This window comes from Pelagicoccus mobilis (assembly GCF_016595505.1).
GTDB classification, from domain to species: Bacteria; Verrucomicrobiota; Verrucomicrobiia; order Opitutales; family Opitutaceae; genus Pelagicoccus; species Pelagicoccus mobilis.
This window is the reverse complement of record NZ_JAENIL010000006.1, coordinates 87,704-113,090: the sequence shown is the minus strand read 5'-3', so window position 1 is coordinate 113,090 and position 25,387 is coordinate 87,704. Positions and strand designations below refer to the sequence as shown.

Sequence of the window (25,387 nt, the reverse complement as noted above, 5' to 3'; positions counted from 1 at the left end):
CGAACAGAAATTACTGAAATTATGAAAACTCAAGATGCTATTGTAGGCCTAGGTGAAGAGACTGTGACGATTAGAGAAAATGGGCTAAATCTCGTATTCGAAAAGGGGCCGGACGAGGCTGCCCGATTGCTGCATTTTTCAGCTTTGCCATTTGATGCGGAAACCGTTGTCGAAGAGGAGCGTTTGAGACGTCGATATACCTTGGTTGAAGTTCACTGCTCTGGTGAAAACCAGCATGACCACCATGGCGGTAAGCACACTGGTTCGAATTGTGGAGGAAACATCCCTCGATTTATCGATTACCACGATAATCGAAACGAGTCCGGTCGGAAAATCGAAATCGTGCAGGAGTCTGACCGTTTACGCATCGTAAGCCATATCCAATTTTTCGATGGGATTCCTGTCGCTAGATGCTGGACCGAGCTTTCGAATATTTGGGGCGAAGATGTAGGGCTGGAGTATGTGACTTCCTTTGCTTTGACTGGTCTGACAAAAGATCAAGGTCTTGATGTGAAAGAGGACGCGTATTTGCATACTGCTCACAACGCGTGGAAATCTGAATCTCAGTGGCGTCGTCAGTCTCTTGCCGAATTAGGGATTACTCCGATGAGTGAGAAGGAGTTCAGTTCCAAACGTATCGATTATAGCAATACGGGAACTTGGTCGTGTAAGGAGTTTCTCCCTATGGGGATGTTCGAATCGATCCGAACTGGGGAACTTTTGTTTTGGCAGATCGAGAGTCATGCGTCTTGGAGTTGGGAAGTGGGTGATATTGCCGGTCAATTATATCTCCATTTAAGCGGTCCGACGGAACGAGAGAACCAATGGTGGAAGAATCTGGCTCCTGGGGAGTCCTTTGTTTCTGTCCCTGTTGCGATAGGAGCGTGTATTGAAGGAGTGGATTCTGCATTCAGCTCACTTAATGACTACCGCAGGGCGATGCGTCGAAGTCACGTTGATAACGAGAAGCTTCCGGTTGTCTTCAATGACTACATGAATTGTCTTTTTGGAGATCCTACTACAGAGAAACTGTTGCCGTTGATTGATAAGGCCGAAGCTGCCGGAGCTGAGTACTTTGTTATCGACGCAGGTTGGTACGATTCGGGGCCATGGTTCGCCGGAGTCGGAGAATGGCTCCCTTCTTTGGAGCGTTTCCCTGGAGGGATTGAAGAGCCACTCAACTATATTCGAAAGAAAGGCATGATTCCTGGGTTATGGTTAGAGCTGGAGCGCATGGGGATAAATTGTCGCCTCGCTTCGACTTGGCCAGAGGAGTGTTTTTTCCAGCGGCACGGTAAGCGAGTCGTTGATCATGATTCCTACCAACTCGATTTCCGTCATCCAATCGTAGTGGAGCATGCGAATGCTGTCGTTAAGCGGGTGGTAGAAGAGTATGGCTGCGGCTTCATCAAGATGGACTACAACATCGAGATTGGTCCTGGTACTGAAGTGGATGCCGGTAGCTTTGGAGATGGTTTGTTAGGGCACCAGAGAGCGTACAGGGACTGGTTAGCTGCCATCTTTGAACGCTATCCTGATCTTGTCATAGAAAACTGTAGTTCCGGAGGTTTGCGCCTTACCTATGGTTTGATGGATCTGCATACGACCTCTTCGACTACGGACAATCAGAACTACCTGATGAATGCTCGGATATCCATCAACAGTGCAGCAGCAGTTTGTCCTGAGCAGGCTGGAGTGTGGGCTTACCCTTTGATGGAAGCGACTGAAGAGTCAGTCATCATGAACATGGTATCATCGATGAGTTGGCGGATTTATCTCAGCGGTCAGATGCAGGCGATGGACGGTGTGCGGCTCGACCTGATTAAAGAGGCGGTTGAGTGTTACAAGAGTTTCCGTGAGAGGATCCCAACTGGAACCCCAGTGTGGCCATTAGGCCTTACGAAGCACGATTGTGGCTGGGGAGCTTTCGGTTTGAAGTGGGGGGAGGAGATGTTGCTGTCCGTATGGCGTTTTGAAGGTAAGGACGATACCGTTAGCCTTCCGCTTGGTCAGTTCAAGGGCCTTGAGGCCAGGGTAGAGTGCATCTATCCATCTGCTCGTCCTGTGAACAATGTTTGGGATTTGGAGACAGGTACTTTGGAAGTTACAATGCCGGTCAAGAAAATGGCGCGTATTTTCAAGATACAATGCGTATGAGTCTGAATGATACGTTGCGAATTTACAGTGGGCGAATGCTCGCTGTTTTCGCCGGACTTTTGCTTATTGCAACAGGAATAGCCCGTGATAAACCAAATGTCGTCCTTATCATATGCGACGACCTAAATGACTATGTTAGTGGTTTTGGCGGTCACCCTCAGGTTCAGACACCAAATTTGGAGCGCTTTGCTAAAACTGGAGTTTCATTCAGTCGAGCCTACAGCAATTATCCCGTTTGCGCTCCATCACGTTCGAGTTTTCTAACAGGTATTCATGCTCGTACATCGGGTAACTTGCATTTCGACAAGTGGTATGAGAATCCAGTGCTCTCTAACTCGAAGACCTTGATGGAGCATTTCCGGGATAACGGTTACCATGTTGTTGGCTCGGGGAAAGTGATGCACCACTTCAAGCGAGATGTTTGGGACGAGTTTGAGAACGAGACAGACTATGGTCCGTTTGTCTACGACGGGAATGAGAGAGTCGCTCATCCTTCTGTTCCAAGTCCTTTCGCTGATATTCCAAACCGGATTGATGGTTCTTTCGCCCCTCTTGAGGACATTCCGTATGCGAATGATGATGATCCTACCAGTGGTTGGGTATATGGAGATGAAAGCGAAGGGCTCAAACCGTTCAATTATGCAAGCGACGGTAGTGGAAGCCAGACGCCTGACGAGATGAACGCTGACTGGGCTGCGAACAGGCTGGAGAAGTTTGCTCAGGAGGAGGGAGGCAAGCCGTTCTTTTTAGCTGTAGGCTTTATCAGACCGCACACGCCATTACACGTCGCTAAGAGGTATTTTGATCGCTTCCCGAAGGATACCCTGCAGTTGCCGGTAATGAAGCCGGGAGATAAGGATGACATCTCGCTAAATGAAGTGTTTGGTCGGGAGCAACTTGGTCGGAGGTATTATCGGGTCTTGACTGAATCGTATTCAACTCCTGAGGACGGTATTAGAGCGTTTACTCAGGCTTATCTTGCGAGTGTGGCTGCCGTGGACGAAAACGTGGGTCAAGTTATAGACGCTGTAGATCAGAGCAGGCTGAAGGACAATACTGTCGTTATTGTGATGAGTGATCATGGCTGGCAAATGGGAGAGAAGGATTACCTTTTCAAGAGTTCGCCTTATGAGGAATCCACCAGAATACCTTTCTTGGTACGCGCCCCTGGTGTTACCCCTGCGGGTGAAGTGGCAGATCAAGTGGTTTCTTTGATAGACCTCTATCCAACGTTGGTTGAATTGTGTGGTCTTGAAGGAGATACCAGAAAGAACGATAAAGGAGCCCCGCTTGAAGGTTCCAGTTTTGTCTCCCTTCTGAAGGACCCGATAGGTGGAAAGTGGAGCGGCCCCGAAGAGGCTGTTTCAATGATATGGGCGTGGCTGAAAGATGCGGAGGGGAGGAAGGATCCGGATCAGCAGCATTGGACGATTCGCAGTAAGCGTTGGCGCTATATTCGATACAGTAATGGTTCGGAAGAGCTCTACGATCATGATAGGGACCCATATGAGTGGGATAACCTATCATCTGACCCCGAGCATGCTCCGGCATTGAGTAGGCTGAGAGCGTCCCTTGAGAAACTTCAGGCGCGAAAGCGCATTGATTGAAGTGTATATCAATTTCAATCCGTAGAATCTAAGAAGACCTGTGTGCAGACTTTTGCAGTTTCATGTTTAAGGGAACGAAGGGAGTTCTCGTGACTGATATTGATAATCGAGTTCTTATCCCTCTGAGGGAGGACACGGATATAACTTACTACGGCTTGCCGAATCAGGATGAGGTGTCCAAGCCAATTGGGAGTATACGGACTGAGTGGTTTAATGCGTGTATAGATAACCTAAAAACCGCCTGCGACTTTGACTATGCCGGAAAAATGATCGAAACTTTGACGCTCGGTCTTGTTGCTCATAATGCAGGTAAGGAGTTGGTTTATGATGCGAGGAGTGGAATGGTAACCAATGACCCGGGGCTAATCGTTTTCTGGTTAAGGATTACCGTGAAGGTTGGATTTTGAATGGATAGTAAGGTGAGCGATAGCGTTTTTAGAAAACTGATATGTATCAGAAATGTAGTTACGATTGTTGGTGTGGCACTAGCTACGGCTTCTGGAGTGTGCCGTCCCAATGTGATCGTAATAATGGCGGATGATTTGGGATGGTCCGATATCGGTATTCAAAATGAAGAAGCGACTAAGGATGTCTTAACGCCGCATATTGATAACCTCTTCAATGAGGGGCTTCGTTTCAGCAACGGCTATGTAGCTAGCTCTACCTGCGGCCCATCTCGGGCGTCTTATTTGACGGGACGTACGTCGAGTCGATTCGCAATGGAAGACAATAACGAGTATTGTGTTCCGGCCAGCGAGGTCATGCTGCAAGAGGTTCTGGGCAGTGTCGGATACACTACCGGTTTGATGGGAAAATGGCACTTGGGAGATCGTCCAGAGCAACAGCCCCAGGCTAGAGGATTTGACGAGTTCGTTGGCTTTCTTGGCGGTGCGCAAGACTACTATAAAGGATCGCTCATTGATAACGGTGAGAAGATTGAACTCGAAGAATACATTACAGATCTAATAGCGAATGAAGCGGTAGATTTCATCGAGCGGAATCATGAGGATCCATTCTTTCTTTACGTCGCCTTCAATGCTCCGCACTCCCCGATGCAGGCGACACAACCGTTGATTGAGCGGGTTGTGGCGCACCAGCCTCGTTTCACCGAAGCTTACGAGAAGATAAAAGCCACAGAAGGTGAAAACGCCTTACCAAACTACTCGCTGGAGCCCTATCGAGGAAAGGACGTTGATGTCGATGTCATGCGACTCGTCTATAGTGCCATGGTAGCGGGCTTAGATGATGGAGTTGGGAAGATTGTGAATGCAGTTGAAGAGGCTGGAGTAAGGGAAAACACGCTCATCGTCTTTCTCGCAGATAATGGAGGGGCGTTGGCGTTGGGTCGCGGACGTGTTAATGATTTCGGAGCTGTCAACTTGCCACTCAGGCAGGGCAAAGGCACCGTTTTCGATGGTGGGTTGCGAGTCGTATTTGGAGCTTCGTGGCCAGGAGTTATCCCACAAGGTGGCGATTATGACGGAATCGTGAACTCGACCGACATTTTTACCACTGCTGTTACCCTTGCTGGAGCTGACTTACCGGGCGACCGGATCATCGATGGTGTTGACCTGATGCCATATCTTACAGGCAGAAAGGATGGGAATCCGCATGACCATTTCTTTTTCCGTCGCTTCGATAGGAATAGCTGGTCGATTCGCTCAGGGGACTTTAAGTGGATTAGAGATAACTTTTCAGGGATGCCTCCTGAGGGAGAATTGTATCGATTATCTGATGACGAAGGGGAGCTTATTGATGTGAGTAATCAATATCCCGAGAAGAAGAAGGAACTCGTTGAATTGTATCGTAAGCTTACTAAGGATTTGCCAGATCCGATCGCCAAGAGAAAGGAATGAGATGGGCGTGCCATCTAGTGTTTGCGAACCTCTGAATTCGAAGTGAAGATGCTTAGAAACGTTTTCATTCCTGCTCTCCTCGTTCTTACAACCTTGGTTGCGAGTCTTCAGGGAGGGGATGATGGCTCTTCGCCGAATATCGTACTGTTCCTTGTCGACGATATGGGTGTAATGGATACGTCCTTACCGTTTTTGGTCGACGAGGAAGGTAGACCTGTAAGGCATGCTTTAAATGATTGGTATCGAACTCCGAATATGGAGCGACTTGCTGAACAGGGAATTCGTTTTAGCGACTTCTCTGCCCATACGGTGTGTTCGCCTACACGAGCATCCATAATGAATGGTCAGAATTCGGCTCGGCATAAGACAACGAACTATATCAGGCCAGTCAGTAATAATGGGGGAGAGTATGGACCTCCAGATTGGGGCTGGACTGGCTTAGCTGAGGGAGACGTCACTCTGCCGCGTGTTCTAGGTGCTGTTGGCTACCGTTCGATCCATATAGGTAAGGGGCACTTTGGTCCTCTTGGCGTGCCAGGGGAGGATCCCGTTAGTCTGGGGTTTGATGTGAATGTTGCGGGACATTCTTCAGGAATTCCAGCGAGTTACTACGGTAAGAAGAACTTTGGGAAGGGAATTAATCACGTACCAGATTTGGAGAAATACCATGGTACTGACATTTTCCTTACGGAAGCTCTCACTCTAGAGGCGAAAGATGAAATCGATCGGTCGATTGAGTTGGGGAAGCCGTTCTTTTTGTATCTGTCGCACTACGCGGTTCATGCTCCATTTGATTCTGACCCTCGGTTTGCAGGAAACTATTCGGAATCGGACAAAAGCAAACCAGCACAGGCATTTGCTACACTCATCGAGGGGATGGACAAGTCCCTGGGGGGCATAGTGGACCACCTCCGCTACAGGGGAATTGCGGAGAACACACTGATTATCTTTCTTGGCGACAATGGAACCCATTCTCCAATTGGGAAAGACGGGGAGATTGCATCGAGCTCCCCATTCAGGGGGAGGAAGGGAAACCAGTGGGAAGGAGGAGTACGTGTCCCATTTATCGCTGCTTGGGGAGAGCATGATGCTGATAATCCTTGGCAGGAGCGGTTGCCGATCGCTCGCGGGGAAGTGCAAACTCAAATGGCTGCCTGTTTCGACATCTTTCCAACGCTCGTGGACTTGGTTTCGGCACCGGTGCCTGATGGGCATTTTGTGGACGGACAAAGCTTGAAAACACTGTTTAGCGGGGAGCGAGATACGAGGCGTCGAGATGTTTTCTTATCCCACTTTCCTCATCATCGAACAGATCACTATTTCACAGCCTACAGGGAAGGAAGCTGGAAGGTGGTTTATCACTACTTTCCCGAGTTGAACGATCTTGATAGTCACTACGAACTGTACGATCTAGATTCGGACGTAGGAGAATCTAATAATCTGTCGAATGTGTATCCAAGTAGGTTGGAAGAGATGATGGAGGGGTTGATAGAAAGTTTAGAGTCTCTAGGTGCCCTCTTCCCAGAGAAAGAGGGCGAGGAATATCGCCCAACGCTTCCCAGCGAATCTGCCTATTGAATTTTGCTGTCGTTGACAAGAGATCAGGATCGAGCGACAGGGTCGCAGCTCGCTTGCTGCTGTGGCATTCCAGGCGACCGCACGTTCGCCTCGAGCTTCCACGTGGCCTAAATAGACTTGGTGAGTTACGTAACTTTTTAACGACACCGTAAGCGGTTGCTCTAACCCGATGTATTTCATCTAATCCAGGCTCAAGCTACTAGAAGCATCTATTTGGCTCTTCTTAATTATAGGATGAATATCCATAATGAAAGGACGAGCGAACAAACTATATACCTTAACAACCTTACCCACCCCACATTTCTATGAAGAATATACCTTACGGAGTTCTAGGTATGAGGCTTGCTGTATCAGCGGCCGTACCTGTTTTTGCAGTTAACGTTTCCTCTCAAGATGCGGATGAAGACGTATTCGAGCTTTCTCCATTTGTTATAGAGGCGAATTCAGAAGTTGGTTACACGGCGACGCAGACCCTGTCAGGATCGAGAATGCGTAGTAAATTAAGCGATGTCGGAGCGTCGATAGACGTTTTGACAGATGAGCTTCTAGAGGATCTCGGCGCGTCGGACATGTATGATTCTTTGGATATGGTGGCGAGTGTGAGCACATGGCAAAACAGCGGCGGTCAAAGCGAGTTCGAAAATGAGTTTTGGTTTCAGACGCCTTATGTTTCTCGCGGTTTCGCGAGTAATCAAACGATGCTAGACTTTTTCGAGAGAATTCAAGTTCCGATAGATAGCTACAATACTACGAACTTCACAGTGGCGAGAGGCCCGAATTCAATATTATATGGGATTGGGTCTCCTGGTGGCGTTATTAATGCGACACTTAAAAAGCCAGTGTTCGGCGATCAACCGACTACCCTTCAGCTGCGTACCGATAGCAACGGTTCGTTTCGTACGTCATTGGACTTCAATAACGTTCTGGTTGAGGATAAGTTAGCAATGCGTGTTGCCTTGCTTAGCGACGATCGCGATGAGTTTCTCGATCCGGCAGGTCACGAGCGGGAGGCGATTTACGGAACTCTGACTTGGAAGCCGTTTGAGGGGACAAGCGTTAACACTACTATTGAGAATGGATCCGAAGATACGGTTTTTCGTTGGACGACAGCCAGTTACGATGCCGTGACGCCGTGGCTCAACGCCGGCAGTCCGACGTTAGCGGAGGCTAAAGATCCGATCAATCAGTCGCTTGGCAGTGGATTGGATCGACAGGCTAGCTACTACGTTAATGTTGCTGGAGGAACTCCTGTCCCAGCCATGAACTGGGTTGGCATGGGGAGAAGCGAGCAATTTGAAATTGCCGGGCATCCAAAGCAAAACGATATTCGCAAAACGTCTTTCACCGATGAAACTGCGATCTATGATATAGATGGAGTTCAATTAATGGGAGAAGCCCGTTCTCGGGAACTGGATTGGGAGAACTTCACCGTTTCTTTGGATCAAAAGATTCTCGATAATCTTCAGTTGCAGGTGGCCTATAACCATGCCGAGACTGAATATTACGCTCTTAATTCCTTCCCTGGCTTAGCGGTTCATATTGATCCCAACGAGCAGTTGCCAAATGGAGAGAGCAATCCGAATTTCCTTTCGCCTTACATCGAAATGTCGCGTCATGATTTCAACGCTAGCCTGACAAAGGCAGACACTTTCCGCAGCGTCGTATCCTATGATTTAGACTTGAACGAAAATAAGCTATTCGGCTTTGGACTTGGTAGATATAACCTCATGGGCATGTATGAGGACAGAAGCCAGAGGAATTTGTTTGGCCTGTTCGTTCGCGCCAATACCATCGGAAAAGCAGGAGGCGGAAACCTTAGCAACCCTGGCAACAGAATCAGAACTCGAGTTTACCTCGACACCGATATTACGCCAGATGGCGCGAACGCGTCTCCTTATTACACTGACACATGGAATCTGATCGACGATCCAGGTATAAGCAGTGGTTGGGTACGTAGAGGCACATCGCGAAATATCGTTGATACTCGTGATACCAAAGTCGCCGCGGTTCAGGGGTTCTTGTGGAAGTCCGAGAAGGGGTACGAACGTCTTATCCTTACAGCTGGACAACGTGAAGATGACACGACTTCGCAAGGCGTAGTCTATCCAAAAACCTCTCAAGGAATATTCGTCGGGGAGAATTTTCGTGGAAACCCCTTCGAAGCAGATAAATCTGTAGTTTGGGATGGAACGGTAAATTATGGTACGCTAGGCGCTGTTAACGCGACTGATAATACCACCAATACTTATTCGGCGGTCTTCAAGCCGACAATGAACATTGGCTTAACTTACAGTTATTCTGATGTGCTGATATCCGCGTCGTCACTGAACCCAGATATCTTCGACACGATATCTCCTCCAACCTTAGGCGAGACGGAAGACTTCGGCGTAAGAGCCAGTTTTCTAAAGGATAAGATCTCTACATCTCTGGTGCGGTACACAACGTCATCTAACAATGCGACCGAAAATAATCTACGAGGTCTCATCTCGCCTGAAGTTGACGCAATGTGGCAGGCAATTGATCCTAGTAGAGGCGAACTCCCTGCACGATACAATACGTTCAGAGATGACGAGTCTACTGGCTATGAATTTACGGCTACAGCAAACCTTACGGGCAATTGGCGTGCCCGCCTAGCTATTAACAAGGTTCAGACAACGATTTCATCCAGGTTGCCGCGCACGGATCTATATATCGCTGAAAATCTTTCGACATGGGAAGCAAATAGAAGCTTAGCTCTTGATCCAAGCGTTGCTTCTGAGGATTACCAGACGGTTGGTGACGCGTTGGATATATTGACTCAAAATATCGCTGACCTGCATGCTCTAGAAGGGACTGCTCCTTTGGCTCAGCGTGAATGGAAAGTTGTATTCAATACCGGATACAATGTAAAAGAAGGTCCTCTTAAGAACTTTGGTTTCGGTGGAGGTTTCATTTGGGAGGATAATGACGTAATCGGCTACGCGGTTGATGAGAACTCCATCGTTGACTCGAGCAGGCCGTTTGAGGGTGAGGAACTCTTCAATGTAAACGCCTTCGCCTCCTATAAAACTAAGGTATTCGATCGCGATTTGAAGTTGCAGCTCAATGTCAGAAATCTCCTCGACAAGGATGGGACCTTCCCGCGGCAAGCGATCGATGACTTGACTGGAAATCCGTACTATACCCGCCAGCAGATACGCGCACCGCGTACCTTTACTCTGACAGCAACGCTCGAGCTCTAAAGGCCGATTTACGAGAGTGGCCCGTCTATTTTCGACGGGCCATTTTTTTGCCGAGACACTCAACCTTAAGTCTGAGCGAGCGGCAGCCAAGGTGATAGAGAAATATCATTTGGCCTAATCTGAGGTCTGATGCTTTTGCCTGCCTGGCGGAGACTTTCCTATTTGCTCGAATAACCAAAAGTAAAATGAAGTTATATATAAAATCGATATTCTTATGTTTTTGTTCAGCAGTTTTCATGGCTTCGCTAAGCGCCCAGACGCTTCAGGAACAGATTGACACGGCTCTAATTGGGGCTACTCCAACTGCTGCCAATCCGCTTACGATAACACTCACTCCGGGAACGTATCAAGTGACTGACTCGCCTGCGATCTCTCTTTTCAATGTCGAGCACGTGGTACTGGACGGTACGGGAGTCTCGATCGTAATCGAGAAAGATCAGGATTGGACGAGCGCAATCCGTTTTGAGGAGTGTACGAACATCGAGTTGGAGGGGCCGGTCATCAACTACGATCCGCTTCCTTTTTTTGAAGGCACGATCACTTCGATCGCGACTGATCGGCTTAGCATGGTCGTAGATATGGTACCGAGTTCCGAACCCGTGCCCACAGGCGTTTTTGGTGACACCTATGATGGCGTTTTTTACCCTAAGAGAATCAGCCGTGGCATCGTTTCAAACTCCAGTGACGGCAACCTGAAACTGGGAAGCGGCACTCGCTACGTCACTGAAATTGCCGCCCTAGGAGGCAGCGATTACGAACTTACGTTCAAGAATGCGGCCAACGACACCATGGCGGTTGGGGATTTGTTCACTATGCCGGCGATGATTTCTGCAGGAGACTCGCATGCAATTGCTCTGGAGAAATGCAAGGACCTGTACCTACACGACATGACCATCCATTCCTCTCCAGGCTTGGCGATTCACGACCAGCGGTCTCCGGGAGGAAATTCATATGAGCGAATACAAATTGTGCCAGCTGGAACGAACGGCCGCTCTGTTAATGCGGGCGGCATCGTGGCCCGCCAATCGGAGGTTGGTCCCAGCATCAAGGACTGCACAATATCCCACCTTGGCGACGATGGCGTGGCTGTGCACGGAACGATTATCAAGGTGATCACCGGGGCACAGGCTAGTAACAAAGTGACCATCGAAACCCGTTTGCCGTTTCGCACGACCTATACGGCTGGTTCTTCCGTGAGAGTCTACAAGGTGGACGGCTCTACACCGCCTAAGGTAGGCTACTCGAACCCATTGACCTATACTCTTGCCGCAGATGCTCTAGAGACGGTTACAGGGCAGTTCAAGAACCCCTCTCAGGGCATTCTTACCGCTACTCCCTGGCAGTACGAGCTGACGTTTACGAGCAACGTAACCATACCCGCGGAAAGCTGGATTCAGGATCTCACGCATGCAGCCCCCTCGTTCTTTATCGAGAATTGTACGATTTCGAATACGCGTGCCAGGGGCATACTTGCTCGTGGCGATAATGGCACGATATTTAATAACACCATACATCATACGGCTATGGCGGGGATTATGTTGATCGCGGAGGCTGGCTCCGGTGTGGTTTTTTCTGGCGAGGGCTCGGTATCCGAAAACGTATTGATAAGCGATAATGACCTCTCTCAAGTACAATGGGGCCAGCCTCTAAACGGAGAGGATGCTGTTGGGGCTATCACGACGATTATCGCAGACCACGATTGGGGTTTTCGTGGGTACGATGGCATTACGATCACAGGGAATACGATTTCCGATTCAGTTGGTCCTTATATCCAGCTGCAAAGCAGTCGTAATGTGACGGTGCGTGACAACGACTTTTTCGACCATGGACAGCTCACCTCGACCAGAGGTTCAGACTATTCGATAAACAACATGGCCCTGATTTGGACGCGTAACGTGAGCTATGTCACCTTGGGCACTACCAATAATATCTATAACGCTGCGTCCGGATCCATCAACAGGGACGGTGACGGCCAGGCGGTCCAGATTACAACTGAATCGGGAGCCTTCGTCAGGCATTGAATTGTGTTGCTCTGCTCTGGTGGGTTGGGCGCTCTATTTGAGAGTACAGAGATTGGCATTGGAGGCGGTATGGGGTTTCCCGCTCGAAAATTGAAGGATCGATTTCCCCCAAGCTTATTGACTTCATGATGATAGTGCTGCTCCTTTTGTAGGAGCAGTACTTTGTTCTAAAGTGACCATAGGAGGCCAAGGAGTTCGCGAATGATGGGCCGACAGGTAGTCTATCTAAAGGTGCTATTCTGCGATCTGTTGAGAAAAAACACTGTTTTGCTCATCATCGAATTGAAGAGATCAAGTTTTGCGTAAAAGAAGCTAGTGATGCTCTAGGTTTTGGCGAAATCCCAGCGACTACAGCTGTTCCAGATAGATGCGTAAACCCAAGCAGGAATATCACCGGCGATTGCAGGGACGGTCGCTTCGGAGGAGTTGGAATGCTCGAATGCTTCCGCTGAGATGGCATGATGACCGCTGGGAATGGTCTGAGGCAGGACCTCTTAAGGCGAAGACCAAGAGTAAGAAGGCCGATCAGTAGGACTATCCGTCTCGAATCTCCGATCTTTTTCGGGAGGCCAAACGTTAGAAAACACGAATAGTTAGCGTTTTGTAGTTGCCGGGATTGGGGCCTGCGGAGTTCCGTTTAGAGAAACTGCGCCCGAGCCTGAACTTCATGATGTTCGAACCCATGTCTTGGATTACCTCAGCTGTTTCGACCAGCCGGGTCTTGTCAGTGAACTGGTAGTTCGAGCCAATTGAATGCGTACCAATCAGGTAATTGAAGCGATCTGGGTTCGCTTGAGCCGCTTGTGCTGTCAGTATTAGTGAAGATGCTAAAAGTATCAGTTTTTTCATGACGTAGTCTGGTGTTCGCTTGAGGGGAGACGTTAGCGGGCTCGGACGTTTCGTTGTGAGAACATCCAGTCGTAGAACTCCGCGGAGGAGAAGACGAGGCGAGAAGCTTCGTGTCCGGCATCGGGATAGATCTTAAGTTTGGCCTTTTGGCCACCGGCGGCGCGGATAGCTTTGACCATGCGTTCGGATCGCTCGGCAGGAACGACTTTATCTAGAGCTCCGGCGAAGGCGTAGACGGGGACCTTGGCTAAGTTGGATGCCCATTGGTCGAGATCGGGCGTTACCTCTTGGGGGCCACCATGCCCGATGCCGCCAACGATGGGAACGATAGCAGCGAAGTGTTCGGGATTGTGGGTGCTCAACATCCAGCTGCCGTAACCGCCCATGCTAACGCCGGTGAGATCGATCCTGTTGGAATCGATGGGGAGGCGAGCCTACGAAGTGTCTTCGGACTCGGATCGTAAAGTTCAGGTGAATCTTTAGCGGATCATCGTCGTTCTATCAGTCGCTCTCTGAGTTGGTTGGTTATTTTGATCTTGTTGCTCTCAACCTGACGTTTGTGCTCAGTTGGGAGCTGTGCGAGTTGAAGGAGCTGGGCGACTCGAGAGCGTGAGATCCCTTCGCTCCTAGTCGGCTACGAGTGCAGCTTATGCGAGTACCAAACCAAGCCTTTCTCAAAGAAGTCGCCAACGAATTTTTGTAATTTAGTGGCGTTGGATAGGCCGCAAACTAAAACCAAGATGATCAAAACTCTTGGCATGCGGATTTGAGAGTCACGCCGAATGTATCCTTTGTTAGTTTTACTGAATGTACAATAAGTATGGATACGATAGGATGTTTGTCGCTTTGGCGAGCGATCGGAAAGTCGAACTATTAAATCGGCTTATTGGAATGTGGCGTTGATCTGTTAATTGGATCGAAGCGCGTTTATGTATTCATGGTTATCTATCGCTGACCGTTTCCTTAGGGCTATGATCACTGTATGGAATCTGAATACGAACAAATTCGAGGAAGTTGAACAAAGCTCCTTTGACTCAAGACAGTATAATCTGGTCAAGACGGAGGATGGGAAGTCGGTTCACATAAAAACGAATTTAATCAATACTTCGAGTGATGGACCTATCGCATGTGGTACCATCGCAAGGCATGAGTTCTTTCCTAAACCTGTATCGGAAGCGATCAGCGTTATGGTGGAAAGGTGTGGTGACGTTTTTGAGGAAACCGAGGATGATTGGACAGAGCAGTTTGTCTGTGATCAAAACGTCGAGAAGGAAATCACTGGTTGGCTTTGTATATGCTACATTATTGAAAAATTCTCGAAGGGCAGGTCGTACGCCGTAAGGAAAGATACTTTCAATATTGTCCTAAGTACAATATATCAAGCTGAGTATACGCCCGAGCGCTTATCGCGTGCGAGGACCAAGTCGATTATTTCGGATTGTCATGATCCAATGAGACATCTGGATGCTGCCTGCTCCGAGTTTTGTGTCTCCAGAGAGGCTCTCCTTGCGGACTACTCTGAAAATAAAGTGCAAATTCATTTGGAGGTTTTCTTCCGCGAGGGTATCGGGTGCCTCGTTGGCAGAATCAAGCGAGCTAGCACTTCCCGTCTGGCTCAGTTTGGAAAGGAAGTTGATTCTGTCGAGGAGGCTGAGCTTAAACTGCTGGAGCACTGCTTGCTTCCTGCGTATGCGACAAACGAAGGGGGCGATCTAGAAATATACTCAAAGTGCGCTTGCCTGACGGATTGGATCAATGGGGGTATCGATGACGGTTCTCATTGGGAGTTAAAAACGAGTATTCGTTCTTTGTTGAACATGCACTTCAGCAACTACTCCGCTCACCTTGTAGTACCGCTCAGTTGAAGGAACCCCCGCATCAGTGTTTATTGAATCGAATCCAGATAATGAAAAAGAGATAGAATGCCTAGTTGTGGAATATGGATGTAGATGATGTAGTAGAATACATTAGCGATTTGGTGTTGCCGATTGTCTTGAAGGACAGCCGATTAGAAGAGGTTCACAGGCTTCGTAGGCTCCGTGAGTTGTTGTGCATAGCGTCGTTGGCCTGTGAATACGTTGAGCAAATGGAGGATTCTGAGATCGCAACACTTAGCGAGATAGCTGGAGAGAGCGTTTCTTGGCCGGTTCTTTTCTATAAGACTCATGATCCCGTGAAGGGACAGAGTGCGGGAGGGCTGGGGCAGTTGTCTGCAATTCAGGATCGAGTAAGGCGACTTCAGCTATCGTCTCGGCTTCCCGTTCAAAATAAAGTCAAGCACCACAGCCTCAATCTTTTGCTTCTTCGTTTTCTGGAAATGGCGAATTCGATTCGCTCAGGTGCTCGTCCAGAAGTCGATCTCAGCCTGCCGGAGTGGGAGCGAGGGTGGCCAGAATTTGAGGAATGCGTCTACGAGTTGGAGGATCTTTCGGTTGATTCTCTCGATGAATGGACTTGGGTAGTGTTGAAGTGGATACTTCTTAGCCAAGGTGGGGATTGGGGAGGTGTCGTCAAATTCTACGGGATAGAAGATCGACTTCGATTTGATGTGTTCGAGATTAGGTCGGCTTCCTTTCAAGCTGCGCTTCGTAGTCGAAGAAAATCGGAGGATAGGTCCAAGGAGAAGGCTCGGAAGGAAATTCGGAAAGGGGAGGAACCTTCTGCGGTGAATGAGCGCCATAAGGATAGGTTGGAGGCGATATATGCCCGTTGTGTGCCCTCACGGTTTGAGGAGACGTATGCAAAGCGTACGGTGAAGCGGGCGCTTCGCTCTGTTCTATCCCATTGACCGAGCCGGTCTTTTTTTGATTTTGCATTTTCGGCGCTCAAAAGGGCGCCCTTTTAGGCGCGGTGATTAGCTAAAGGATTAGGGGTGGCCTGCCGGTTCTTTTTGCATGGTCATAATCCAGCATTGCAGAAATCCAAACGATAACTCGGCCCAAGAGCCCGTCCATACGATCCGCAGATTGCAGCCTGGATCTGATGGTCAATTCCGAGTTGGCTATCAACCATCGACAGTGGCGATTGACTCAATCGATTGTTCCGAGAAGGGCGACCTCCTCGTCTAGTGCACCGGAGAAATAGTTATGGGATCGAAAGGATTCAAATTTCGCCTTGGGGGAGCGCTATTGGAGCGTATCCAGGATTTTGCAGCAGATAAAAACATTGGGGATACCGACGCTATTAGAGAAATTCTGAAGATAGCTTTCGTATTTTACAGCTCCCAAGATCTCGTCACTTGGACAGGAGTTCCTCCATCTTCTAATGAGCTTTTGCTGTTGGAGAAGTCCCTTGAGAACATTAAGGGCAGCCAGTCGCAGATCCTCAATCTTGTGGACCGTGTTCAACCTCAATCGTTTGAGGATATGGTCCGCTGGCGGGAAATGATGGCAACTGTATCCAAGTTACGTAAAACAATCGAAGAGGAACTTGGATTGTTGAGGGGCTACATTCGGTTGGACAGTGATGTCTGGACTAGGGAAGCGCTTTTGAAGTTGATTGCTCACGTTGACTCGCAGGATTTGGATCGGAAAATCCTTCGCCAATTGTTGGAGCTATTGACTGATGGGAGCCCGCTGAAGGGGAGCGGCGAATGATCATCAAACAGTGCCAATACCAGGTACGACCGAAAGGTCCTGCAGATAAGTCACCTGCCCTGCTAACTGTTGGGCAGGTCAAGGCTCTACTAGATTACCTGAAAAACCCTAGCCATCGAAACCATGCGCATGTCGAGATTGGCCCGCTTAAGATGCAGCATTGTTTGTACAAGGAATTCCCACGGTTGGTGGATGCTCAATCTAGGATTTATCAGAACGTAAAGGTGGATGGAAACCGACCCGGAAGCTGGGATGGGGAAATCGCGGAGCATGTAGTGGTGTGTCCCCATCCTGAGGCCCGGTTGGATGAGGAGGAAAGAAGCAAGGTGGTTCGTGAGGTATTTCAAACCCTGGCAGAGGGAGCTCCCGCTGTTGCAGTTTGGCACCTAGGGACTGGAGCGAACATCCGTGACGAGCTGCATGTTGTCATGTCCTATTTTCGTCCGAGGCGAAGCGAACTTATGCTCGGAAAGAAAACGCTTCGCGATGTGCTGGGAAGGCGAAGGTTTAAGAATCGGGATGGTATCGAGTTTCCGGTCGGTCTTAGGGTGACTAACGTCAAAAATACGGTTAACACAAACTATCGTACAGCGATGCTAAACCTAAGCCAACGGCTCGTGAGCGAACTCAATTTTGAAAGGGCGAATCGAGGCATCGAAAATCCTCTCCCTACCATCAAGGAAATTCGAGAGAGAGCGAAGCGGTTTCGGAGTGATCTTGTTCGGAGAATATGGAAGGAGCTCGGAACGTTTGCTAGCTACCTGGATCCCGAAAGCCTAAAGAAGCGCCTAGAGCGTAAGAATTGGTCGGTGAAAATTGACGGTAAGGTACAAAGTTTCACGATGGACAGATCCTTTGAGCCTAGCTCGAAAATCGATGGCGTTAGGGCGAAGGGAAAAGCTGCTCAACAGTCCGTTCCAGCTTTCGAAGGACCCCCTGGAATTTGGGTGGAGATTTCTCCTCCCCTAAAACCCGAAAAGAAAGAGAAGAAAGCGCCTAAGCCGATCATCTTTCGCTACGAGCATCTTCTTGTCTCGCTTTGGTACGAAAAGGAGCGAGCAGACGAGAAGGCTGCGGCGATAGCAAAGCGACTCGAGGCGGACCGCCAAAAGCGGGAGAAGGAGCTTCTACAGCGTGAAAGACTTGAATCGATTCGCCAGGCTCTTAAAGACGTTTCCGCTGCCCGTTCGAAGCCGAGGGATTTGTCTCGCGAATGATGCGATTCCCTGCCTCTTTTTCCTCTCTTCGCTGAGCCACTTGCTGCGTGCGAGAACCGGTTTCTCTCCGCCACGCTAGTGGGAGATTCGCGCTCCCGAGTTCTACTCGGGCCCCCGAAGGGGCCAGTTACCCTAACTGGTGACACTTACAGTAACACTTACGGTTACGCTTCCGGTGACAATCCCACAATAATTGGGTGTGTCGTTGAGCCGGAAAGGTCACATGCGTTAGGGCTGGCTGGGAGGCTCCCAGACCCCGTTTCGCGTTGTGATTTTTGTATCGATTGGATGCCTACAGGGCACCGCTGATAGAGGTCGTGCAAGGCTCGATTCTCTCGAGCTATTGAAGGGGTACGACCTCGTTTTCACCTGCTTGAGGAGGTCCGAATCATGGCCTGTCGGCACGGTGGAGATTCGGATTGGAATCGCCCTTTAAGCTGTATGGATAATCTGGATTGCGGACTGTCTTGGATGGAGTGATTCTCGACCCTATTATCTCTATCGCTCAACCCCTCCGAACCGGATCGGCCGGCTCGATAATTTTAGGTGCGCCTAAAGGTTCTAGAGTGTGCGCCAGTGGTCCGATTTTCCGAGATCGAAAGGGCGGTTTTTGAAGCTGTATTTCCTTTCTCGAGACAAGCGGGATCTTAAACAAATCAGCTTTGTGTTCAGCGTCCTAGACCGTCGGGGGGATCGCGTTTTTATTGGTGGTGCACTCTCGAAGGAGGACTGTGTTTTCGAATACTCATAAGCCACGCGGAAACGGAAAAGCCATAGTGAATTTCCTATGGTCGAACTAGGGCTTGCTGGGCATAATATCTGTGGAAAGGAGGGCTTTGAATTCAGGCTCCTAGGAGCCATTCGACGCTCTCGATATTCAATTGCGAATACTGCTCTTTTTCCACGCAGAGGGAGCTCCGAAAGTACTGTAAGCTGAGCCCTGTCGGAGGGGTATTCATCTAGGGGGCTAGGCTGCGGTTTTTCGCTTCGTCCTGACAGGATTCCCGCTTGGCATTTCGCTGATCTCGAGCAGGAATTATTGTGCGGTAGGGTGCCGCGCGTAGGGCGACTATCCCGTTGTTTTTTCCCATTGAGTGGTCAGTCGAATCGGGGTTCGCCGTGGTTGCTGCGGACGGTCGGATCGCGAGCCAATCGTGCCTCTGAATTCGTGGGATTTTTAATGTCCGACGACCCCTTGCAAGGCAGTGTATTCCTCGGCTCGCAAGGTGATTTTCCCACTTGCTTTTTCTACTTGAGGTGAGCAATCCGGACTGAGGAAGCGACATACTTTTTCTGGTGACGGGAACCTGTATCGCAGAGCGTTATTTTGGTGGGGTGCGTGTGTCCTTTTCAATGATGCTCCTGGGTATGGTAGAGAGAGTTTTCCAATGCGGTTTCCAATGTAATCCATCCTGGATTCTTCATCACTATCCCCGAAGAAACTCCCTTGCATTTCATGGAGTTCCGATCGCCTCTAGAGATGTATCGAAAGGTGGATCCCTAGGGTCGGTTATTCGCATTATATCCGGCTTTCGATTTGGTGGTTTCGGGTGTGAAACAGACCGGGTAATGCGAGTTCCTGAGTTCACGTCCTCTACAAATTAGGTGGCGGCTTTTCTCTTCGTTTTCTAGAGCTGTGTTGGTTCTCTAGGAGACGCCTCACGGAGTCGAATTTGCCATGGGACAGACCCTTTCGGATGGGGCTCGGCAGTCTATGTGCGACGCCCCTTATCTAGTGGGCTCTGGACTGTTGAAATAGGCTTTGCTGCAACTCAAAAAATTGTGGGCGTATTCCTTTCCAGGTTTAGGGAAAAAGAGGAGAGAAAGTCCATCTATCGCTGGTCCTATCGTCACGTGGGATGGCTCTTTTCGGAGGAGGTTCTCCGTTGCTATTTCGCTCGTGGAAATTGTGTGGGTCAGTTTGGAGATTGGCACTTCCGAGGATGGAAAAGAACGCAGACCATTGGTCTCCGTAGAACTAAAGCGCAGTCTTGGAAATGGAGACGTGAACGCTAATCAGGATTCCATTGTCTCGAGCCTCTTTTTGCAGCGAACGTTGGTTTAGGTACGCATCTCGTTCCGCTTCGTGGAATGAGGACGTACGATTAGTTGAGTCTTACTGATTTGGATGGCGTTTTTCCCTGTCCGTTCCGGCCTGATCGGACGTTGTCCGACCCGTCCTGTACCTGAGAACCTAGTTGTGTGAATTGTGGGTGGGGTTTCGACTATGAAACTCGTTCGCGAGGATTGCTCCTTCACTCTCGGTTTTTGTCCTGGGTCGGGATGGCGCTTTGCTGGCTTATCACTAGATCTGCGAGTTCCGAGTACGGCACGATGCAATAGGTTGAATGGTACCGTTGGCCATTTCGGAAAAGCGTCTCTTTGTTAAATCTCTCTCCCCAATAGGCCCACTCGGCTATGTTCTGCTCGTACCGTGCTTTGAATGGACTGAATGGGATGAGCACTGTTCTTTGTGTCGTTTCGAACACCCAAAGGAGATAATCCACTCTACTGTTTTGGTATCCGGGAATGCACTTCTCGTACACGCTGCTTACCTCAATAGCCAGATCGTCCGTGCCTCGCTCGCGAGGATCTGTCTGTCTCAATTTCACGTCTATTCCAACCTCTCGGTGGGGTAGTGTCGCCAAAAGGTCGGACCCTTCGATATCTCGCTCATCCTCGGCTTCCTTGAGACGGATCAGATTTGGGAAATAGCGTCGTAGCATGTCCTCGAGGGGCAGCTTGCGAATCGCGTCCCTCGATTTTTCCAGTTCATCTATGAAACAGCTTTGCATGCCTTGAGTATGGCAAGTTTTGAGAGGTGGTCAATAGAATATGTATCCAAAAAATGGAGAAAAAATTTTGGCCTTCGGCTCCTGGGGAAAGGTCGATTGGGATCAACCTTTTGGTAAGTAGGCAAAGCCTCCATCGATGCGGATTCGAACATCCGAGATGTCGATACGTTTTATTAGACGGTGAATGTTTCCCGTCGTCTGCGCTCCGCAATCTGATCTCAGGTTGCGGAGCTTTTTTGTGGAAACGATAAAGAAAGAAATAAAAATGGGATATATTCCTACACCAGCGATCGAATCGCTGAAACAAATGGTGCCGATCGCGACTGTGATCGGCCAACACGTGGAACTGCGCGAAGACGGCAAAGACGTTTTCGTGGGAGAAAGCCCGTTCCCTGCAAAGAATAAGGGGAAGATTCGCGTGCACAATGAACGCGCGAAATTCCGTTGCGAATCGACTGGGATTCGCGGCGATGCGATTGACTACCTGCGTCGAGCTCGTCGCATGGGATTCGTCCAGGCTGTGGAGGAGCTCGCCCGTATCGGGAAGCAAGATCTTCAGTATCTGATAGACAAATACAGCGAGCAGGAATCCCTGCCGTTCGATGACGAAAATGAATAGTGGAATCCCGCACGATCGCCTTAACGGATTTCCGGAAGGGGAATTCGTTCCTGGTGTGGTGGATCTGCTCAAAGGGGTTGATCCGTCCAGGATGGATGACGAACGGACCCACCGTTTTGTGGCTCAAACTCTTGTTGAAGCTGGAGACCGACTGGCCTTTGCTCTTTACGGCGAAGCTCTGGCCCTGCGCCTGAAAGGCAACGCCCTGTATGCCTGGTGCTGGTGGGCCTATGGCCTGATGACCATAGGCCACCTCGACAAGGCAAAGGAGGTTTTGCAGCGAGGGCTGGTATTGGACGATTCGGACGCAGGGTTTTGGTTCGAGGTCTGCAGATATCGAATACGTACGCATGATATCGCGCAAGCGACCCTAGCTCTATGTCGCTCCATACGCTCTGATCCCAAGATGCTGCAGGCAGCGAAGCTGGATCGCGAGTTCAGCTGCGTTTGGCGGCACGTGGAAACATCGTCCAGCCTGTAGTAGTTCCGGTGTTCACCGACACGGCAAGGCCGCCTCTGCAAGAGGCGGCCTTGTTGTTTTTAGCTGATGAAGGCCAGCCAGCCGTTGGCTGCCTGGCTCCATCCTCGAGAGGGTGGGTCTTTGAACGGGTGCGCTGATTGGAATGCGTCTCAGGACGAGATGCTAGGTGTATCCGAAATATATATAAGAAAAAGAAATGAACGAAAATTATGAACTAATTGTTCTAGATGCGACTCTGTTCTATCCGTCGTCGGGTAGGCCCGATCGCTACGACGACTTGAATTTGTTGCGTGTATTGACGGATCTGAAATCGAAGCATGCTCGCTCGAAACATGTCGTCGTGTTCGATGGCGGCGAGCAAAGCCGAGGCTGGAGAGATCGACAGTCCTCGATCGCCGCATCTATCGGTTGGTTGCCCTATTATGTGGAAGGCAAGATTCCGTCCATATGTATTCACACATTGGTGACTCTAGCGAAGAGCGATGGAATTGAAACTCTAGTATTTTCCTCGAACATCGAGGATCTGGCCATGCTGTCCGATTGCGTGGACTTTGTAACGGTGGATGAGGATGGTGACCTGGAGCGCTGCTGGACGGTCGATCGTTTTGCAGATGCGTTCGGGTTCAATCCTTCGGAACTCGCTTTGGTCAAGGCGCTAGGCGGCTGGAGCGATTTCCTGTCACTAGTCCCAGAGCGCGGGATGCGCCTTGTCCTGGACGGTTTTCAACAGGGCCGTCGACTGGCGTATAATGGAGTGGATCTCACCACCGAAGTGGAGTCGCGATTGAAGATCCTTGAGTTGCCGGATCCGCCAGCGGACGTCCTGCGTGGTTTACGGATTGCACTTGGAATCGATAGCGCGAACGAAAGGAGCCGAGTTGATGGATGACGTGAATTCGAGTTCTGAAGTCTACCTGGGGTGTTCTAGAGGATACCTGAGGCTTGGTCGAACCTGGGATGCCATTGTAGAGGTCCGAGAGCATTTCAAGCGCTGCGGATATCTGGATCCCGCTATCGAGATGATGAGGGAGTGCCTCATTGTCAGGCGAGACTGGCACGCGCTTGTCGATTTCGGGCATGAGGCCCTGAAGAACCGCGGTAAGAAATGCTCACTCGGGTGGGCATGCCTGATATTGGGGCTGCTGCGCACCGAAAAGCGTCTGCTGTCGTTGAGAGCGGCGCGAAGCGCCCAGGTCCAATGCAGTGATGACCCGCTAGTCCGCCTGGAATCGTTAAGATCTCTGGTGGCGTCAGAACGCCTGCAGGAAGCGCGTATCTACTTTTTGGAGTCGATCGCAGAAACCCCGGATTTGCAAAGCGAACTAGCCCGCGATCCGGATTTCGAGGAGTTTCTCAGAGCCTATGCCGCTGGCGAACTGGGGAACTCAGAGCCCAAGGAACGGTTCCTGAGAGGGGACGGCAGCAACGAGATTCGTTAACGCAATTGCGAATCACATAGAAGACGCCGGGATTCCGGCGTCCTCTATTTGCCTAGCCACTCAGTTCTGGAAGACTAGTCTGATCCAGGCACCCGTTTGAGGCTGTCTGTCCTGATGTTCCCGCATTCGTCCGATTGCCAGTATGTATTTGTGTTCACGTCGAGGCATGTTAGCCAGCCACCATCTGTAATGGATGTGTCGATACAGGTCGCGAAACCTAAGTAAGCCGGGATTCCGTCGCGTTGTGGGCTGTGTCCACAGATCCAACGTTTTCCGCTCCTGTGCGGTTGCGGCTCAGTGAAAAACTCCCAAGCGAGTACTTCCTCGCTCTGCTCGTGTAATTCCAGGTCGGGATTCAGGCCGGCGTGCACGAAGATTTCGTTTTCACTCTCCCAATATGGAAGAAGCCTGTCGAAAAAGTCCCAGTGCCATTCGGGTATGGAATCAAGGCTTTTGGCCTTATAGGAGTCCATCGTTTCGCCGCCTCCGAAGCTCAGCCAGTATGGTACGGCTGATCGATCAGTTGCTGCGCGCTCTAACATGATTTCATGGTTTCCTCGCAGGCAGACTAACTTGGTCCTCTTGGATAGAGATATTAGCTTTTCAACTACACCATAGCTATCGGGCCCCCTGTCGATCATGTCGCCCAGAACGACGACAGTGTCCTGTTTGCGGAATTTGAGCTCGTCAATGAGTGCTTCGAGTGCAGTTAGGTGACCATGGATGTCGCCAATCGCCCAGAGTCTGCCGTTTTTATTCATATTCTAATTTAAGTTGGCGAATTCTCTCGATAGTTGTTCCTACCAAAGTTGTGTTAAGCCCGAGGGCGCGTCCTTGCGGATTTTGATTCTTAGAAGTTGGGAGCGTTTGGTTAAGGTAAGGCAGTTGTTAGATTTCGAAGTAGCATTTGGAAACCTCATTTGTGGCAATGTACGGCTTGTTTTTACGGTGAGTGACGCAACCTATGTATTTTTGTTCTAGTGTCGTTAGCTTGTCGGATTGGCGCATCCATTTTCGTGTCCTCTCGACTCCGAAATGGTTGCTTGCATAAGTTGCGAATGTGCGACGAGAGGTTGCTCCATGGTATTCTGTGATCTCTTCGATGTTTCGTCTCACATTACGAAGAACATAGCGGGCTACTCCATCGTATACCCTTCCGGTTTGGGGTGCTCCATCGAGCCAATGCCAGAGGATATCTGGGAGGGCTTCCATGTTACCTGCTGTTTTTCCAATAGTCTCTGGAATGTAGATGGTTTGTGATCGGAAATCGATGTAGTCCCAAGTCAGCCGATTCAGCTCTTCAGTCCGAATGCCCGCGAAAAATTTTAATGCCATGGGGTACCTCCGAGCATCGTCTTTGCAATGATTCATGAGGGCTCGAACTTCCTCTACTGTATAGTAGTTTTTGTGTCGCGTCGGGCGCGGATGCTCCAGATCGATAAACTTTGTAAAAGAAGGAGGGCAAAGGGGGACGGCTCGTGAGTACCCCCAGTTCATGTACGCGGAAAGCGCGCCGAGTATCCCTTTGCCCCAAGTTGGGCCGTTATTCGCTGACTTGATCGCAAGCTTTACTCGGTTTCGATCAAGGTTTCTTAGCGAAGCACGCCCCAGTTTGTTGACTAGGAATCCGAGTTTTTCCTCGTAGAAGCCGATAGTGGCGGGTGCGAGTTTCTTCCCTTTGCAATATTTGATGAATTCATCGATGTGGTCGGAAAAACCTCCAACTCCCGGTGCCGAAGTCTCTTCTTCTGCAGTCCCATACCGAGCGTCCAAATCATCTTGAGCCTTTTTCTTGGCGGCTTCCGCCCCGTCCTTTCCAGTCCTCGTCGCGTGACTGCTAACGTAAACATTGCGTCCTGACTCACGGTAATAGACTCGGAATTTCAGTTTTTTGCTTTGGTCCTTTTTGATTCGGACCGTGGGAGCGATATTTCGGGAACCCATGGGGACT

Annotated in this window: 20 protein-coding genes; 15 read left to right on the top strand and 5 right to left on the bottom strand. The window is 49.8% G+C overall.

The features are described 5' to 3' along the window. Positions 1-21: 21 nt before the first annotated feature. From JIN87_RS04425 to JIN87_RS04395, 7 genes are all read left to right on the top strand, one after another. Positions 22-2,157: a glycoside hydrolase family 36 protein gene (locus tag JIN87_RS04425; RefSeq protein WP_200354317.1), complete on the top strand. Its 2,136-nt coding sequence runs from the start codon at positions 22-24 to the stop codon at positions 2,155-2,157. A 35-nt stretch (positions 2,158-2,192) separates the two neighbouring features. Then, positions 2,193-3,764 carry a sulfatase gene (locus JIN87_RS04420; protein WP_200354316.1) on the top strand — a complete coding sequence of 524 codons (1,572 nt, stop codon included), beginning with the start codon at positions 2,193-2,195 and terminating at the stop codon, positions 3,762-3,764. A 62-nt stretch (positions 3,765-3,826) separates the two neighbouring features. Then, entirely contained in the window at positions 3,827-4,171 is a 345-nt protein-coding gene (locus JIN87_RS04415) for a hypothetical protein (RefSeq protein WP_200354315.1), read from the top strand. 12 nt (positions 4,172-4,183) lie between these two features. Next, positions 4,184-5,620, top strand: a complete 1,437-nt coding sequence (locus tag JIN87_RS04410) for a sulfatase-like hydrolase/transferase (RefSeq protein ID WP_200354314.1) — start codon at positions 4,184-4,186, stop codon at positions 5,618-5,620. Positions 5,621-5,668: 48 nt separating this feature from the next. Continuing rightward, the gene (locus JIN87_RS04405) at positions 5,669-7,198 is read left to right on the top strand and encodes a sulfatase (RefSeq protein ID WP_234033235.1); all 1,530 of its coding nucleotides are present in this window, start codon (positions 5,669-5,671) and stop codon (positions 7,196-7,198) included. 305 nt (positions 7,199-7,503) lie between these two features. Then, positions 7,504-10,419 carry a TonB-dependent receptor plug domain-containing protein gene (locus JIN87_RS04400; RefSeq protein ID WP_200354312.1) on the top strand — a complete coding sequence of 972 codons (2,916 nt, stop codon included), beginning with the start codon at positions 7,504-7,506 and terminating at the stop codon, positions 10,417-10,419. A 236-nt stretch (positions 10,420-10,655) separates the two neighbouring features. Next, on the top strand, positions 10,656-12,440 hold the full coding sequence (locus JIN87_RS04395; RefSeq protein WP_200354311.1) for a right-handed parallel beta-helix repeat-containing protein: 1,785 nt from the start codon (positions 10,656-10,658) through the stop codon (positions 12,438-12,440). Positions 12,441-13,016: 576 nt separating this feature from the next. Here JIN87_RS04395 and JIN87_RS04390 read toward each other — a convergent pair. Together JIN87_RS04390 and JIN87_RS04385 are read right to left on the bottom strand one after the other, a co-directional pair. Next, positions 13,017-13,289 (bottom strand): hypothetical protein, encoded by a 273-nt coding sequence (locus JIN87_RS04390; RefSeq protein ID WP_200354310.1) that lies wholly within the window; start codon positions 13,287-13,289, stop codon positions 13,017-13,019. A 32-nt stretch (positions 13,290-13,321) separates the two neighbouring features. After that, positions 13,322-13,711: a carboxylesterase family protein gene (locus JIN87_RS04385; RefSeq protein WP_325176366.1), complete on the bottom strand. Its 390-nt coding sequence runs from the start codon at positions 13,709-13,711 to the stop codon at positions 13,322-13,324. A gap of 1,029 nt (positions 13,712-14,740) precedes the next feature. On the opposite strand from JIN87_RS04385, the gene JIN87_RS04380 reads away from it, so the two are divergent. From JIN87_RS04380 to JIN87_RS04365, 4 genes are all read left to right on the top strand, one after another. Then, complete coding sequence (locus JIN87_RS04380) at positions 14,741-15,154, top strand: hypothetical protein (RefSeq protein ID WP_200354308.1); 414 nt, start codon at positions 14,741-14,743, stop codon at positions 15,152-15,154. Positions 15,155-15,228: 74 nt separating this feature from the next. Continuing rightward, positions 15,229-16,077, top strand: coding sequence for a hypothetical protein (locus tag JIN87_RS04375; RefSeq protein ID WP_200354307.1), 849 nt, complete (start codon positions 15,229-15,231; stop codon positions 16,075-16,077). A gap of 298 nt (positions 16,078-16,375) precedes the next feature. Beyond that, positions 16,376-16,885: a hypothetical protein gene (locus JIN87_RS04370; protein WP_200354306.1), complete on the top strand. Its 510-nt coding sequence runs from the start codon at positions 16,376-16,378 to the stop codon at positions 16,883-16,885. Further along, positions 16,882-18,102, top strand: a complete 1,221-nt coding sequence (locus JIN87_RS04365) for a hypothetical protein (protein WP_200354305.1) — start codon at positions 16,882-16,884, stop codon at positions 18,100-18,102. Before JIN87_RS04370 ends, JIN87_RS04365 begins: the two co-directional genes overlap by 4 nt. 2,255 nt (positions 18,103-20,357) lie before the next feature. Here the strand turns inward: JIN87_RS04365 and JIN87_RS04360 are convergent. Continuing rightward, positions 20,358-20,897, bottom strand: coding sequence for a hypothetical protein (locus tag JIN87_RS04360; RefSeq protein WP_200354304.1), 540 nt, complete (start codon positions 20,895-20,897; stop codon positions 20,358-20,360). A gap of 265 nt (positions 20,898-21,162) precedes the next feature. On the opposite strand from JIN87_RS04360, the gene JIN87_RS04355 reads away from it, so the two are divergent. From JIN87_RS04355 to JIN87_RS04340, 4 genes are all read left to right on the top strand, one after another. After that, the gene (locus tag JIN87_RS04355; RefSeq protein WP_200354303.1) at positions 21,163-21,516 is read left to right on the top strand and encodes a CHC2 zinc finger domain-containing protein; all 354 of its coding nucleotides are present in this window, start codon (positions 21,163-21,165) and stop codon (positions 21,514-21,516) included. Further along, the gene (locus JIN87_RS04350) at positions 21,509-21,997 is read left to right on the top strand and encodes a tetratricopeptide repeat protein (RefSeq protein ID WP_200354302.1); all 489 of its coding nucleotides are present in this window, start codon (positions 21,509-21,511) and stop codon (positions 21,995-21,997) included. Before JIN87_RS04355 ends, JIN87_RS04350 begins: the two co-directional genes overlap by 8 nt. A 196-nt stretch (positions 21,998-22,193) precedes the next feature. Beyond that, on the top strand, positions 22,194-22,886 hold the full coding sequence (locus tag JIN87_RS04345) for a hypothetical protein (protein ID WP_200354301.1): 693 nt from the start codon (positions 22,194-22,196) through the stop codon (positions 22,884-22,886). Further along, entirely contained in the window at positions 22,879-23,436 is a 558-nt protein-coding gene (locus JIN87_RS04340) for a hypothetical protein (RefSeq protein WP_200354300.1), read from the top strand. Before JIN87_RS04345 ends, JIN87_RS04340 begins: the two co-directional genes overlap by 8 nt. A 74-nt stretch (positions 23,437-23,510) precedes the next feature. Here the strand turns inward: JIN87_RS04340 and JIN87_RS04335 are convergent, their stop codons facing one another. Together JIN87_RS04335 and JIN87_RS04330 are read right to left on the bottom strand one after the other, a co-directional pair. Then, positions 23,511-24,197 carry a metallophosphoesterase family protein gene (locus tag JIN87_RS04335; protein WP_200354299.1) on the bottom strand — a complete coding sequence of 229 codons (687 nt, stop codon included), beginning with the start codon at positions 24,195-24,197 and terminating at the stop codon, positions 23,511-23,513. Positions 24,198-24,324: 127 nt separating this feature from the next. Further along, entirely contained in the window at positions 24,325-25,380 is a 1,056-nt protein-coding gene (locus tag JIN87_RS04330; RefSeq protein ID WP_200354298.1) for a site-specific integrase, read from the bottom strand. Positions 25,381-25,387 lie beyond the last annotated feature (7 nt).